11 protein-coding genes are annotated in these 14,779 nt (G+C 53.6%); 8 read left to right on the forward strand and 3 right to left on the reverse strand.

From position 1 onward, the window contains the following. Positions 1–32: 32 nt before the first annotated feature. On the reverse strand, positions 33–1,103 hold the full coding sequence (locus ACFE8Q_RS15300; protein ID WP_375446278.1) for a glycosyltransferase family 4 protein: 1,071 nt from the start codon (positions 1,101–1,103) through the stop codon (positions 33–35). A 252-nt stretch (positions 1,104–1,355) separates the two neighbouring features. Between ACFE8Q_RS15300 and ACFE8Q_RS15305 the strand changes: the two genes are divergently transcribed. Further along, on the forward strand, positions 1,356–2,411 hold the full coding sequence (locus ACFE8Q_RS15305) for a glycosyltransferase family 4 protein (RefSeq protein WP_375446279.1): 1,056 nt from the start codon (positions 1,356–1,358) through the stop codon (positions 2,409–2,411). Positions 2,412–2,487: 76 nt separating this feature from the next. Beyond that, complete coding sequence (locus tag ACFE8Q_RS15310) at positions 2,488–4,326, forward strand: ABC transporter ATP-binding protein (protein WP_375446280.1); 1,839 nt, start codon at positions 2,488–2,490, stop codon at positions 4,324–4,326. Between the two features lie 32 nt (positions 4,327–4,358). On the opposite strand, the gene ACFE8Q_RS15315 is transcribed toward ACFE8Q_RS15310, so the two are convergent. Further along, on the reverse strand, positions 4,359–5,621 hold the full coding sequence (locus ACFE8Q_RS15315; protein ID WP_375446281.1) for a glycosyltransferase family 4 protein: 1,263 nt from the start codon (positions 5,619–5,621) through the stop codon (positions 4,359–4,361). Positions 5,622–5,881: 260 nt separating this feature from the next. On the opposite strand from ACFE8Q_RS15315, the gene ACFE8Q_RS15320 reads away from it, so the two are divergent. Next, positions 5,882–6,256, forward strand: a complete 375-nt coding sequence (locus tag ACFE8Q_RS15320; protein WP_375446282.1) for an MGMT family protein — start codon at positions 5,882–5,884, stop codon at positions 6,254–6,256. 129 nt (positions 6,257–6,385) lie between these two features. After that, on the forward strand, positions 6,386–10,093 hold the full coding sequence (locus tag ACFE8Q_RS15325; RefSeq protein WP_375446283.1) for a PAS domain S-box protein: 3,708 nt from the start codon (positions 6,386–6,388) through the stop codon (positions 10,091–10,093). 82 nt (positions 10,094–10,175) lie between these two features. Here the strand turns inward: ACFE8Q_RS15325 and ACFE8Q_RS15330 are convergent, their stop codons facing one another. Next, positions 10,176–10,616, reverse strand: a complete 441-nt coding sequence (locus ACFE8Q_RS15330; protein ID WP_375446284.1) for a hypothetical protein — start codon at positions 10,614–10,616, stop codon at positions 10,176–10,178. A gap of 234 nt (positions 10,617–10,850) precedes the next feature. On the opposite strand from ACFE8Q_RS15330, the gene ACFE8Q_RS15335 reads away from it, so the two are divergent. The 4 genes from ACFE8Q_RS15335 (at position 10,851) to mnmE (ending at position 14,730) form a co-directional block, all read left to right on the forward strand. Beyond that, positions 10,851–11,231, forward strand: coding sequence for a response regulator (locus ACFE8Q_RS15335; protein WP_370730037.1), 381 nt, complete (start codon positions 10,851–10,853; stop codon positions 11,229–11,231). Positions 11,232–11,356: 125 nt separating this feature from the next. Continuing rightward, positions 11,357–12,118, forward strand: coding sequence for an MBL fold metallo-hydrolase (locus tag ACFE8Q_RS15340; protein ID WP_375446285.1), 762 nt, complete (start codon positions 11,357–11,359; stop codon positions 12,116–12,118). 76 nt (positions 12,119–12,194) lie between these two features. Beyond that, entirely contained in the window at positions 12,195–13,202 is a 1,008-nt protein-coding gene (locus tag ACFE8Q_RS15345) for an oxygenase MpaB family protein (RefSeq protein WP_375446286.1), read from the forward strand. Positions 13,203–13,308: 106 nt separating this feature from the next. Further along, positions 13,309–14,730 carry a tRNA uridine-5-carboxymethylaminomethyl(34) synthesis GTPase MnmE gene (mnmE, locus tag ACFE8Q_RS15350; protein ID WP_375446287.1) on the forward strand — a complete coding sequence of 474 codons (1,422 nt, stop codon included), beginning with the start codon at positions 13,309–13,311 and terminating at the stop codon, positions 14,728–14,730. Positions 14,731–14,779 lie beyond the last annotated feature (49 nt).

Raw genomic sequence — 14,779 nt, forward strand, 5'->3', positions numbered from 1 at the left:
CCTGCATTCGGCATCCAATAGCACCTGGCTTCTCAGCTCATAAGGGACTTGTAAACGGCAACGTAGTGACGGGCACTGTCTTCCCAACTGAAGCGGGCAGCATGTTGCATGATGGCCTCGGTTCCCGGATTTTGTTCGTAGGCATTCATGCCCTGTTCATATACGCGCTGGACAACGCCGGCCTCGAAGCCTGGAAAATAAAACGCGAACTCCCCGCCTATTTCGGGCAGCGAGGTCGCCGTTGACAGAAATACGGGCTTCCCAAACCGCATCGCCTCGATAACGGTTAGCCCAAAGCCTTCTGCCAGTGAAGGGTGCAAAAACGCCCTGCAATGCTTCAGGTACCACTCCTTGTCGGCATCAGACACTGTGCCGAGCAGGTGTAACCGGTCAGCCACGCCCATCGTTTGGGCCGACAGCCTCATCTGGTCAACATAGGCCGGGTCGTCGTGATGGCCGATCAGCAGGAGTTCAAGGTCGGGGTTGGACAGAAGCAAAGGCAGCAGAACGTGAAAATTCTTCTTCCTGTTCTGGTACCCAATTCCCAGCAAAAACGCCCGGGTGGGTTTATAGGCAACTGGCTCTTCCACCTGTTCAAGGGCTTTATTGACCCCGTTATAGATGACATGCATCGGCCGGTTGCCAATAGCACAATGCGCCAGTACATCGCGCTTCGTGGCTTCAGAAATACAGACAATGGCATCGCTTTGATCGATTAGCGATTGCGTATGAGCCAGGCTTTTTTGCTGTTCAGCCTCCGGTTTCCCTTCGTGGAGTACATTCAGGTCATGGATGGTGAGCACAACCTTGATGCGGGGGTAGCGCTTCTTATCGGGCAAAATACGCCCGGACTGGAAGGGCGCATGCCACACGTTGCAGTCCGCCAGAAAAGGCTGAAATAGCTTGTGCCATCGTTGCTCGACCAGGTGATAGGGCCTGGCAGGGATCGTCAGTTTTCGCCGGGGGGGTAAATACATCTGCATCAATGGCTCGCCTTCTGCCTCAAGTACCTGATTGATGTGATCACCAAGTTGCTGACAATACTGGTACAACCCGGAATGACCATACTTCATCAGGTTACAATCTAAAATAATACGGGACATACGTTGAGCCTACAGCTATGAAGGGCAAATACCCTCATAAACTGCTGATTAATGCAACATTATACGGGTTGAGCTGGTATTCTACCTGACACTATCAGCTCTTTTCCAACCCTTCCATCAGATTTTGTACTCTTGTTCTATAGATAAACTGTTTTATCTACAGAACTCTTGTGAACGCGCGTTTATTTTTCGCTGTGGCGTTCGTTCCAGACTTTTCTAATCAGCTTTCCAACGTAGCAACGAGATTCCGTTATGAACCAAATCATGTTCGATTGCGAGCGAATGAAATACGCGAATACGGGCCTGTATTATTTTTGCCTCAATCTGGGAAGAGCCCTTGTGAAAACTATCGATCAGGAGAAACTCTCGGTTTTCATGCCAAGCCACGTACCCGCTACGTTTGGGCCAACGGTAGTCAGCCTCCCACAACACTCGCTGCAAAAATTCTTTATGCCGTCGGTCAGTAACTATCAGTTATGGCACTGTACCTACCAGAACTCGAGCTATGTACCGCTTCGGAACAGGAAGATTAAGGTGTTGCTGACCATTCACGACCTTAATTTCCTCTATGAGGATAAGTCGGACCGGAGAAAAGCCCGATGCCTTAAACACTTGCAGGAGAACATCAACCGGAGCAATGCCATTGTCTGTATCTCTGAGTTTACGCGTAAGGATGTGCTCACCTACTGCGACGTGGGTAACCGGCCAGTACACGTGATCTACAACGGCACCAACGGATTAACCACGCCTATCCTGGAAGAAAAATCGTATCGGCCCAAGGTGCCTTTTCTGTTCAACATTGGCGTCATATCCCGTAAGAAAAACCAGCATCGCATTTTGCCCCTGCTGCAAAGCAATCCATCGATGGAGTTGGTACTGGCAGGTCGGCATGAGGATAAAACCTATGCAAATTTCATCCGGCAACAGGCCTCTAAACTAAACGTAGACGACCGCACTCACCTGATCAACGAGGTGACGGAAGGCGAGAAATCGTGGTATTACCACAACTGTCAGGCTCTGGTCATGCCATCAATGGCCGAAGGGTTTGGCTTGCCAATCACAGAAGCCATGTCTGTTGGCAAGCCCGTATTTTTATCGAAACACACGGCCATGACAGAAATCGGTAAAGACCTGGCCTTTTACTTTCAGGATTTCAACAACATGCACAGCGACTTCAAAGCCGGAATGTCGCACTATAACAAGGCTGGCAGCCGCATCCAGGAAGCAATGAAAGCGTATAGCGCTACGTTCAACTGGGAAGACACGGCCCGTCGCTATCTGGCTGTTTATCGATCCATACTTGGGTGAACAACCACTGACAAGCCAACCGGAACCATCTATTCCAGACACGAATAAATGGATTTATTCACCTGACACTCAACGAATGAACGTGTATCGTCGGCTGATGGCATTTGCCAGGCCTTATGGAAAATTTATCATTCCCTTCTTCTTTTTCACGATTATCAGCGTGTTTTTCAACGTCTTCCAGTTTGCGTTGATTATCCCGCTGCTCAACTTCCTGTTCGATCCCATCAACACCGCCGATGCAGCCAAGTATGCGTCGATGCCTACATTTCACGTATCCGGGGATTATTTCAAGACGATTTTTTACCACCTGATCTACGAGTTCAAAACGACCAATCCCGTTCATGCACTTTATTTTCTGGCGGGGATGATTGTAGTGGCCGTGGTCATGACCAATCTGTTCCGGTTTCTGGCCCAGCAATGCCTGCTGGGAGCCCGGACGCTGCTGGTGAAACGATTACGGGAAGCGCTGTTTGCCAAAATCAACCACCTCCATCTGGGATATTTTACCAGGGAACACAAAGGTGACCTGCTTTCCCGGCTCAACGGCGACGTATACGCGATCGAGGGAGTGGCCGGTAGTTCAATTGAGGTTGTTTTCAAGGAACCATCTATGCTGATCGGCTACTTCGCGGCACTCTTCCTGATCTCGCCCAGGCTGATGCTGTTTACACTCGTCATCATTCCTATATCGGCAGTCGGGATCGCGGCCGTCACCAAACGGCTGAAAAAGGAAGCTAAAGACGTGCAGTCATCGATGGGGCGGATGCTCACGCTGATGGACGAAACGTTGATGGGCATGCGCATCATCCGCTCCTTCAACGCAACGCCATTCGTGCTCCAGCGGTTTAGCCTCGAAAATGACTTCTACCGTAAGGCCAGTCTGGAAGGGTTCAAACGGCGGGAACTGGCCCCGGCCTTTTCTGAAGCGTCGGGGGTCTTTGTAGTGGCCTGCATCCTGGTATACGGGGGGAGTCTGGTGCTGAGCAGCGAGAGCAACCTACAGGCCAGCTCATTCATCGCGTTCATCGCCATCTTTTCCCAGGTGATCCGGCCCGCCAAGGCAATTGTGGTGGCCCTGACGAATATTCAACAGGGACAGGCCGCCGGTGAGCGCATTCTGGAACTGCTCGACAAACCGGTTGAGATCGAAGACAAACCGAATGCCCTGGTCTTCAAGCAGTTTCGGCAAGACGTTGTTTTTGAGAACGTCAGCTTCCAGTATGGCGATCGCCCCGTGCTTAAAAACATCAGTTTTCGGATGGAGAAAGGCCGGAAAATTGCGCTTGTTGGCCCGTCGGGCGTTGGTAAATCCACCATTGCTGATTTGATTCCCCGCTTCTACGAACCCACTCAGGGGCGCGTCACGATCGACGGCATCGACGTCAGCGATTACACGATGGAATCGTTGCGCCGGCAGATGAGTTTCGTGACGCAGGAGATCATTCTGTTCAATGATACCATCTTCAATAACATTGCGCTCGGCCAGCCAGATGCCCGCCTCGACGATGTGATGGCCGCCGCCAAAGTGGCCAACGCGCACTCATTCATTATGGAAACCGAAGACGGCTACAACACCAACATCGGCGATCGGGGCGTGCGCCTGAGTGGCGGGCAACGTCAGCGGCTGAGTATTGCCCGTGCCGTGTTCAAGCAACCCTCTATTCTGATCCTCGACGAAGCTACTTCAGCACTGGATGTTGAGTCTGAAAAGTCGGTTCAGGAGGCCCTGAACAACCTGATGGAAGGCCGAACAACGCTGGTCATCGCCCACCGGCTGAGTACGATCAGGGAAGCTGACGAGATTCTGATCATGGAAGGCGGCGAGATTATTGAGCGCGGCAACCATTATGACCTCATCAATCGCACCGACAGTGTTTATAAACGCCTGAATAGCATGCAGGAAGTTCTTCAGTAGCCTTTGTCTATTGATTGTCAGTTGAACGTCCCCTATCCGCCAGCAACGTACCTGACGGCTTCATCGAACTTCGCCAGCACGGTTTCCCAGGTGTAATACTGGTCAACATAGGCGCGACCGTTAGCGGCCATTACAGTTGAGTCCTGCCTTAAAAGCTGATCGACAGCGAGTTCGAAGTCATCGTAACTGCAGAATAGAAGCCCTGCTTCACTACCCATGATATGGTCACGCAGCACAGCGCATTCGGCGGTGGCAATAACGGGAATGCCCATAGCGAAGCTTTCCAGCGTCACCATCGACAGGCTTTCGTAGGGCGATGGCATCACCAGTGCCTTTGCCTGTTGCAGAAGCGTCGCCTTTGTGGGCTCATCGACAAACCCAACCGGCAGTATGTCGACGTGCTCCGGGATGGGCATAAACGGCTGGCCAACCAACACCAGTTTCAGCCCTGATGGCCGCACGGCTTTGTAGCGTATGAAGAACTCAAACATCGTATCGCAACCCTTTGCCGTATCAATCCGTCCGATATAAATCAGGTAATCTGGATTACCATCGGGCGTCGACGAACCCGGCGCGCTGATTGCCAGTAGTTCGGCGACAGGCTTCTCAGACATTGATGTGGGGGGCTCGATACCCACGCCTACGACATCACTTCGGATTGATTTATTCTGAAAAAGCTGATGGACAAAGCTGCGTTCGGCCGGCGTTAGGAATAAGATGGTGCGGGGCTTCTGAAACAGCGGCCGGAAAACAGGCAGATAAATTGGCACCTCATCGTGCGCCGTCGGTATAAAAATTGATTTGTGGGGTGCTACCTTCAGGCCCGCAATGGTGGGGTAATACAGGTACGTTATAAAGATCAGGGCCTCATACTGCTGGTGATTTTGCTTCAGGTAAGTGATCAGGTCGGGCGTGTAGGGGCCCTGAAACTGCGCCCACAAGCGGCTATATCGCGGAATACTCTTGCCAACCAGCGCCCGGCCCCACATCTTGAGCCGACCCAACCCCTGCCACTCCTCCGGGCGAGACCACTTTTTAAGTTTGTGTTCAGTACGCGACGCCTGTTTAACCAGTCGTTCATGCTTCGTTGCAAACCGGTGCACCCGTACGCCATTGATTGTTACGACCTCGGCCGGATACCAGTTGGCCCAGGTAACGTATTCCAGCGCGCAACTCGTCAGCACGTCTACGTCATAGGTGTTCGCCAATCGCTCGGCCATTATGCGACAATAATACTCCGCTCCTCCATTGACCTCTACGCCATAACGCTGCACAACAAACGCTATTCTCTTCATATAACAAAGCTAACGGATAACACGTACCTGCCGGTGCATTGATCCGGTCGGTACGCGAACAAGTCGAGTATGTGGGCCGGGTAAGTAGTGATTAAAGGTGACCAACCAGGGTTGATCACAAGATTGAAGACTTTTGTTAATATCCTGGACTCTGGCAGAGCAAACACGCCTGTTTAGAAAATTAGTAGTCATTCATATAACGCCCGTTCGGCCTGTCTTTGTAGACTTCGCCGAACGGGCGTTCCGTTGTATATTTACGTATGGCCACAAAACGCACCATCACCACCGCCGACGGCTCAGTAGCCGACCCACCCCGCGATTATTTCGAGGATGTGTACGCCGTAGTTCGGCAGATACCGGCAGGGCGCGTCACTACATATGGAGCCATCGCGCAGTACCTGGGTCTGCGAGCCGGTGCCCGGATGGTAGGCTGGGCCCTGAACGGTTGCCACGCCCGCCCAGACGTACCTGCGCATCGGGTTATCAACCGATTGGGTGTACTTTCCGGCAAGAATTTTTTCGGCTCGCCCACGCGCATGCAGGAACTGCTTGAAGCCGAAGGCGTATCCGTCACAGACGATACCGTTGTCGATGTCAAATCCCGCCTGTGGGACCCTTCTTTGGAGATTGGTTGAATGGTTGATTAGCTAATTGGTTGACCAAGCACTTGCGTAATTAGATAGCTTGATACCTGTCAACTACTTAGCCAATCCCCACTCAACTAATTGCCCAATTAACCAATCCCCCGATTAACTTTATCCTCCATGACCACCACCCAACCTTTCGACGTTCGCAAAACCGTTGACCAACTAAACCTGATCGGGCTGACCGTTGAACACGACGGTTCGGTATCGTACGTAAATCCGTATGCGCTGCGCGTTACGGCCTGGGGAATCGACGAAATCGTTGGCCGGAACTTCTTCGATATCCTGGTTCCCCCCGCCGACCGGGCTGTACTCGAAGAACTATTCCGCGAAGCCCTCAAACGGGGCAGCTTTCCTGAACAGCGTGAAATCCAGCTACTAACCAAAAGCGGATCGACCAGAAATGTTCACCTCAACTCCTTCATTCCCAGCGGAACCGGTGGCCGCACGGATGCCTTCACCATCATTGGCGAAGACCTGACCAGCAAACGGCGGGTGGCTTCGGCACTGAGCAATACCAATGCCCAGTTGCAGGACCTGGTCGATAATACCAGCGACCTCATTCAGCTCATTACCCTTGATGGCAAATTCATTTTCGTCAATAAAGCCTGGCGCGAATTGCTGGGCTACGGGGCCGACCAGATCGCCTCGCTCACACTGGGCGACGTACTCCATCCCGACTATGTAAAAAGCACCCTCGACCGGTTACAACGGGTGCAGGAAGGGGAACCAAACCCCTCATTCGAGACCGTTTTTCGGAGCCGCGACGGCCGGACACTGTTTCTGTCGGGCAGCGTCAACTGCCGGTACGACCAGGGAAAACCAACGGCGTTTCGGTGCATCCTGCGCGACATCACCCAGAAGATCAGGGCCGAAAAAGCACAGCGGCTCTACTACAGCATTGCCAGTTGGACGCTGAACATGCCCAACCTCGACGATTTCTACCAGCGTGTACACCGCGAACTGGGCAACATCATCGACGCCAGCAACTTCTTTATCGCTCTCTACGACCAGAGCAAAAAATACCTGACTTTCCCCTATTACGTCGACGACTCGTTTCAGGGCAATATGCGGTTCACGAAAAAGCGCCTGGGCAGCGGCCTTACCGAGTACACCATCCAGGCCAACCGACCGCTTTTCCTGCGCGATACCGACATTCTGCACCTGGCCGTAGAAAACCAGATCGACCTGTATGGCCAGCAGCAACCCAAACTGATGCTGACCGCCCCACTGCGGATCGGCGACGAGATTACCGGCATCATTGGCGTTAAATCCTACAACGACCCAAACCTCTACGGCCCCCGCGACCTGGAACTGCTCGAATTCATTTCGGGTCAGGTAGCCCTCGCCATTGCCCGCAAACAGGCCGAAGCCGCACTAAACAAACAGACTGCCCGACTAAACGCCATTTTCAACAGCAGCACGTACCTGATCTGGTCGGTCAATAAGGCGTTGCAGCTCACGTCATTCAACCAGAACTATGCCGGTCTGATCCAGCAACTCACCGACGAAGCACCCCGGCTGTTCATCACGGCTGAAAAACAGGGCTGGCGTGGCATTGGCGACGACAATAAACGCCTGCTCGACGACCGCTACAAACTGGCGTTCAAAGGCCAGCCGCAGAACTTCGAGATGCGGTTTGACCTCGCCGGAAAAGAGGCCTGGCTCGAACTGCACCTGAACCCGATCCTGCTGACGGGCGGCGTAATCGAAGAGGTGTCGGGTATTGCCCGCGACATTACGAACCGGAAAGGCGCTCAACTGAATCTGGAGAGAAGCGAAGAAAAATTCCGGGGAATTTTTGAAAACCTGCAGGATATTTACGTCCGCGTCGACCGGCAGGGAAAAATCACGATGATCAGCCCGTCGGTGTTCAAACGCAGTGGCTACACGCCCGATGAGGTACTGGACCAAAGCGCGCTCAAGTACTTCGTCGATCCAGGGGTTATTCGCCGGGCGTTGTTCAAGCTGGTACGTACCCGATCGGTGCGGAATTTCGAGGCAACCCTACGCCGGAAAGATGGCTCTGAGCGGCAGTTCATGTTTAACATGCTGTTGCTGAAAGACGAAGACGGACGGTACTCCGTAGTGGCCGCGCTGGCCCGCGACATCACCGAGCTTAAACGGCAATCGGCTGAACTGGTGAAAGCAAAAGACGAAGCCGAACGGTCGTTGAAGGTAAAAGAGCGGTTCCTGGCCAACATGAGCCACGAGATACGTACCCCCATGAACGGTGTAATCGGCATGGTTGATCTGCTCAACGACACTGTGCTCAACGACGAGCAGCGCGATTACGTCCGCACGATCCGCCGGTCATCAGAAACGCTGCTTAATATTCTCAACGACATTCTTGACCTCTCGAAAATAGAAGCGGGTAAGATGGTGCTCCACGAAGCGCCGGTAGCCCTCGGCGAAGTATTCGAAAAGCTGATCGCTCTGTTCGGTCAGCAGGCCAACGCCAAGCGTAACCGGCTGTTTTACACGCTCAGTGCCGACCTGCCCAAATACGTCATTGCCGACCAGACCAGGATGCTCCAGATCCTGTCGAACCTCACGTCTAACGCCCTGAAATTCACCGAAGATGGCACCGTTGAAGTAGCCGCTTCGCTGGTTAGTAAACGCGGAAAGTTCAACCGCATCAAGGTCGAAGTGCGCGATTCGGGCATTGGCATCTCGGCCGAAAACATTGGCTTACTGTTCAACTCCTTCAGCCAAGTCGACACGTCGTCGCGCAAATCGTTTGGCGGTACAGGGCTGGGCTTGTCTATCTCGAAAGAGCTGGCCGCCCTGATGAAGGGGGAAGTTGGCGTGGAATCTACCGTGGGCATGGGCAGTACGTTCTGGTTCACCCTTGAGTTGAAGGAAACGACAATCAGCCCCACGCAAAGCCCCAGCGAAGCCGCCGCCGACATGAAAGTGACCGACTTTTTCACCGACTACCACCCCGTTATTCTGCTGGTCGATGACAACGCCGTGAACCGAAAAGTAGCCAGCGAGATCCTTCGAAAGTCGGGCTGCGTGGTCACCACGGCCTCCAGCGGCCCCGAGGCGATCGAGAAGGTAGCCAGTGGAAGCGGTCAGGGCGACAATCGCTTCGATATCATCTTTATGGACATTCAGATGCCCGACATGGACGGCGTGGAAGCAACGCGCCACCTGCGCGAGCACTACCCGGCGTTGTTGCCGCCAATTGTAGCCATGACCGCCTATTCAATGCGCGAAGATCGGGAGCGTTTTCTGAGTCAGGGCCTCGACGATTACATTGCCAAACCCATCCGCGCCCAGGGACTCATCACCAAAGTCAGTGATATTCTGAAGCGAACCGGGCGAGGTAAAGCCAGTGCACCACCTGCCGCACAGCCCGTTGCCGAAACGGCAGCCAACCCCATCAACAACGTACCTGTCGCTGAGCAACGTACCCAGCCTGACACCAACGTACCTGATAACCAGCCAGCTACCACTACCTACGACGCCAGCCTGCTCCTACCCTACGCCGACGTACCTGTGATCGACAATGACATTCTGGAACAACTGCGCGATATTGGCGGTGCCGAGTTGGTCGAGAGCGTATTCGATGATTTTGTGACAGAAGCAACCGAGCTGGTCAGAGAGTCGCTGACAGCTTTCGCTGCGGGTGACATTCCGACGGTAAAAAGTCACCTCCACACGCTCAAAGGTAGTGCGGGTACGGTGGGCGTGGCCCGCCTGGCGCGTATTGCCCGCGAGGCCGAAGGGAAACTGAAAGTTCAGGATACCAGCCAGTTAGCGCAGGAACTGAACGCACTGGAAGCCGCCTTCGCCGAGTTCATGGCTGTCCCGAAACCCTGATTGCAGGCAGGTGTAACACGGACTTTGGTCGGGAACGCCTGGTCCGTGTTACACCTGCCTGCAATTGTCTGATACTGCTAGCCTACGCCCGAACGGGGAATTTATTTAACTGTTTAGCCAGGTCATGAATGGCTTGTCTCAGTTCCTCTTTATCGGGTGTTACAGGCAACCAGTAGGGCTTTGTCTGGTCATCATGCCATTTCGGCGTTGCGTCTCTGGTCATACTGATGCGAAAAACATAATGTTCTTTACCATCCGACAGGTTGCAGAAACTTAGCGAAGGCTCAATAAACGTCAATTTGGGGGCTAGTTCAGCATTGTCGATAACCGACTGCATCCAGTCGTGCAGCAGTTCAATTTCCCAGGTCGACAGGAACGTAAGCGTGCGGGTCGACTGTTGCGTGCCCTGTTTGGTAATCATGCTCACAATGAGCCAGTTGCGGTCCAAAAAATCACCAGAATCACTGTATTCATAATCCAGTATATTCAACTCAAAATCGCCTTGTGGCCCTGTTAGTTTCATCGCTTCTGATTAAAGATCTATAGAAAGTTCTGAACCGGATTGCCACCCACACCCACCCACGGCCAACCCGCCAAAGCCTATGGATAATATAGTTCTATCACTTAAAGCTATTAAATAGTAGGTACGTTCCCTACAGTTGTTCTTAAAATTTCTCGAAGCGATTTTAGGCTCCGGTGAAGTAGGCTGGGCTTTTTACGCTAATTTCACCCACCGAAAACAGACCCTACGAACCGCATGGCTTCCTCAAAACGTGTCCTGATTGCCGAAGACAGTTCCGTCATTCAAAACCTCGCCCGTAAGATCCTGGAATTCCAGAACTACGATATTACGGCGGTAAAAAACGGCGAGCAGGTACTGCAGATTCTTGATAAAGAAGACTTTTCGATTCTGCTGCTCGATATCAATATGCCCATCATGGATGGTATGGAATGCGTGAAGCAAGTCCGTGCTTTATCTGATAAAACAAAAGCCAACGTACCTATCGTAGCCATCACGGGCAACGCCCGTAACTATACCGAAGAGGAATTTAAATCGGCCGGTTTCAACGATGTCCTCGTGAAACCCCTCAATTTCGATCGCCTCGTTGAAGTTGTTAACCAGCTTACGGATAAATAAAAAGTCTCCTGTCTCAGTTTTCTGTCTTCTGTTGCTCCGCTCGCTATGAACTAATGCGTACCTGAGCACGGTCCGACGAATCGGCGCAACAGAAGACTGCAAACAGAAAACTGTAAACTAGGTTTATGATCGTTACCCTTCTCGGCACGGGTACGTCGTCGGGCGTTCCGATGATTGGCTGTCAATGCGCCGTTTGCCGTTCTGTGGATTTTCGCGATAAGCGGCTGCGGACATCGGCTCATATCCAGGTGGCCGGCAAGAGTTTTGTTATCGACACCGGCCCGGATTTCAGGCAGCAAGTGCTCCGCCTGAATCTGCTCAACCTCGACGCCATTCTGTTTACCCACGAGCATAAAGACCACACGGCGGGTCTGGACGAGGTACGCGCCTACAATTTCCGCACCGGACAGGACATGCCGATCTATGCCCGTGATAGCGTAATCAGGCAGTTGGAGCGTGAGTTCGAGTACATCTTTGCCGAATTTAAATACCCCGGCATTCCGCGCATCAACACCAACTCGATCACCGGTGAGCCGTTTGAGGTCATGGGCGTACCCATCATCCCGATTGAGGTGATGCACCATAAGTTGCCCGTTTTTGGCTTCCGCATCGGCGATTTCACGTACCTGACCGACCTTAACCACATCAGCGACAGTGAATTGGAAAAGGTATCCGGCACGCGTGTGCTAGTGCTCGATGCACTCCGGCAGGAGCCCCACCTGTCTCATTTTGCCCTGAACGAATCACTCGCGCTGATCGACCGTATTCGCCCCGAACGAACGTACCTGACCCACATCAGCCATCAGATGGGCCTGCACCGCGAGGTGAATCAACTCTTGCCGCCCGGTGTGCAACTGGGCTACGACGGCCTGGTAATCAACTTGTAGAGCCGCACCATCGAGCGGTGCTGCGGGCCAACCGTTTTGACGAATAATTTGTTGTTCGTCAAACAGCTTTACTGTTATGGCACTCGCAGTTACCCCTACCCGATCATTTACCGATACCCAGTTGGCCCAGGCCCGACTCGTTGGCGACCCCCCCGCCGATGCCGTTATTGCCGCCGTGGTGGCCCAACAGGGCCGTGACGGTGTTGCCGCGTTGATGCGTTGGCTGGCCAGCAATACCGATTTTGATACCAGCGGCCAACCCACCCTGGTGCAGCAATTTTTTACGGACTATGCCCACCTACCCGCCTGGGCCAACCCCGACCAGATGCGCCGGGGTATGGCTTTTTATCAACAACATGCGGGTGTTATCGGGCTGGTACTCGGTACGTTTTCGCTTCCGTATACGTACCTGGGGGCCAACGGCGTTCAACTGCTCTGGCTCACCGACCGGATACGCACCGATACCGCCCGGCGATTACAGGAAACCGGCGAATGGGTCTTTGCCGTGAACGATCCCAAAAACTGGGGCACCTCCAGCAAAGGCATCCTGTATACCCTTAAAATCCGCCTCATCCATGCGGCTTCGCGGTGGTTTGGGCTGCATACCGGGCGCTGGAATATGGAGTGGGGAATGCCTGTTTGTCAGGAAGATATGCTGGGAACCATTGGCTCGTTTGGCTATATTGTGTTGCGTGGCCTGCGCAAAATGGGCGTAACAATGACCAGCCGGGAAGAGGACGATTACATGCACCACATCAACGTGGTCGGTTATCTAAATGGCGTCGATGAAGAATTGCTACCCCATAACCTGCGCGAAGCCTACCACCTCGACAAATTGATCGTTCGTCGGCAGTTCAGACCCTCCGAAGCAGGCATTGGCCTCACCAGATCACTGCTCGATACCATCGGCAAACAGGCTGGCAGCGAAAACGCCCGGAACCTCGCAGCCGCTCAGATGCGTTTCTTTCTGGGTAACGACCACGCCGACGCCTTGGGCATTCCCGACGTACCTGTCGAAAGCCGCCTGATGAGCGTAGTTAGCCGCCTGCCCATTTTTCCGAAATTGATACCGACAATAGTTTAACGTCTTCTGTCCACCATCTTCCGTCCACTGTTGCGCTGCTGATTAACAATCTTTGGGTATTGGCAGCGCAACAGTAGACGGAAGACAGTGGACAGTGGACAGTGTTATGATCCACCAACTTGAACCTATCGCGGCGTTGGCTACGGCACCTGGCATTGGTGCAATAGCCGTTATCCGGGTGTCGGGCGAAGGCGCTATTGCGCTGACCAATAAGCTGTTTCGCGGTAAAGACCTGACGCATCAACCCAGCCATACGGCCCATTTTGGCCTACTCCGGTCGGCCAACGGAGCGGTAATCGACGAAGTACTGATTACGGTCTTTCACAGCCCGAAGTCATTTACCAAAGAAGATTGCGTCGAAATTTCGTGTCACGGCTCCGAGTACATCATCCGGCAAATTCTGACTGAGCTAACCAACGCTGGTGCGCGACTGGCTAAGCCCGGTGAGTTTACCCAGCGCGCTTTTCTGAATGGCCAGTTCGATCTGGTCCAGGCTGAAGCGGTAGCCGACGTCATCGCTGCCGATTCGGCCGCCAGTCACCGCGCGGCGTTGAGTCAGCTACGGGGTGGTTTCTCGAAGCAACTGAAAGAGCTTCGCCAGCAACTCATTGATTTTGTGGCCCTTGTTGAACTGGAACTGGATTTTGGCGAAGAAGACGTCGAATTTGCCAAACGCGATCAGCTACGCGGACTCATGCAAACAATCCGGGGCGTCATTCAACCGCTGATCGAGTCGTTTACGGCCGGCAACGTGATTAAAAACGGCGTACCAACGGTAATTGTGGGCAAGCCCAACGCGGGTAAATCGACCCTGTTGAACGCGCTGCTGAACGAGGAAAAGGCTATCGTCTCCGATATCCCCGGCACTACACGCGATGTAATCGAAGACGAACTGTTTATCGACGGTGTGCGCTTCCGCCTAATCGACACCGCCGGCCTGCGCGACACCACCGATACCATCGAGGCCATTGGCGTGGCCCGTACCCGGCAGCAGATGGACAAAGCCGCGCTGGTCGTTTACCTCTTCGACGGTACCACGACTACGCCCGACGAGCTACAGGAAATGATCGCGGAACTGGATGAGTCGGGTAAGCCCTACGTACTGGTCGGCAACAAAGCCGATGCAGTCTCGGCTGAAACCCGCCAAACGCTCGACGGTGGCTTGCGGGCAATTGCATCATCAATCACCTCACCCGGCAACGTACCCAGCACCCAGGCCATCATCTGGATTTCGGCCAAAGATGCCCAGATCGAGGCATTGAAAACGGTTCTCTCTGTCCGTGCCCGCACCGATTCAGCCATGCAGGCGGGCAGTTCCGTTGTCACCAACGCCCGACACCTGCAGCACCTCACCGCCACCGACGACGCCCTGGCCCACGCCATATCCGCCATCGACACAGGTACGTCGGCCGACTGGATCGCGATGGACCTCCGCATCGCCCTCCGCGAGTTGGGCGAGCTAACCGGCGAAGTTACCACCGACGATCTGCTGGCTTCGATTTTCGGCCGGTTTTGTATCGGAAAGTAGGTAATCTGCATGAGGCGGTATCATTCGTATTAGCGACTTAACAATTCCA

The organism is uncultured Fibrella sp., assembly GCF_964250085.1.
Lineage (GTDB): Bacteria > Bacteroidota > Bacteroidia > Cytophagales > Spirosomataceae > Fibrella.

Coding starts and splice junctions, on each gene's coding strand:
- mnmE (WP_375446287.1), top strand. CDS start 13,309: ATGATCCACCAACTTGAACCTATCGCGGCGTTGGCTACGGCACCTGGC.
- ACFE8Q_RS15300 (WP_375446278.1), bottom strand. CDS start 1,103: ATGTCCCGTATTATTTTAGATTGTAACCTGATGAAGTATGGTCATTCC.
- ACFE8Q_RS15320 (WP_375446282.1), top strand. CDS start 5,882: ATGGCCACAAAACGCACCATCACCACCGCCGACGGCTCAGTAGCCGAC.
- ACFE8Q_RS15330 (WP_375446284.1), bottom strand. CDS start 10,616: ATGAAACTAACAGGGCCACAAGGCGATTTTGAGTTGAATATACTGGAT.
- ACFE8Q_RS15325 (WP_375446283.1), top strand. CDS start 6,386: ATGACCACCACCCAACCTTTCGACGTTCGCAAAACCGTTGACCAACTA.
- ACFE8Q_RS15345 (WP_375446286.1), top strand. CDS start 12,195: ATGGCACTCGCAGTTACCCCTACCCGATCATTTACCGATACCCAGTTG.
- ACFE8Q_RS15340 (WP_375446285.1), top strand. CDS start 11,357: ATGATCGTTACCCTTCTCGGCACGGGTACGTCGTCGGGCGTTCCGATG.
- ACFE8Q_RS15310 (WP_375446280.1), top strand. CDS start 2,488: ATGAACGTGTATCGTCGGCTGATGGCATTTGCCAGGCCTTATGGAAAA.
- ACFE8Q_RS15305 (WP_375446279.1), top strand. CDS start 1,356: ATGAACCAAATCATGTTCGATTGCGAGCGAATGAAATACGCGAATACG.
- ACFE8Q_RS15315 (WP_375446281.1), bottom strand. CDS start 5,621: ATGAAGAGAATAGCGTTTGTTGTGCAGCGTTATGGCGTAGAGGTCAAT.
- ACFE8Q_RS15335 (WP_370730037.1), top strand. CDS start 10,851: ATGGCTTCCTCAAAACGTGTCCTGATTGCCGAAGACAGTTCCGTCATT.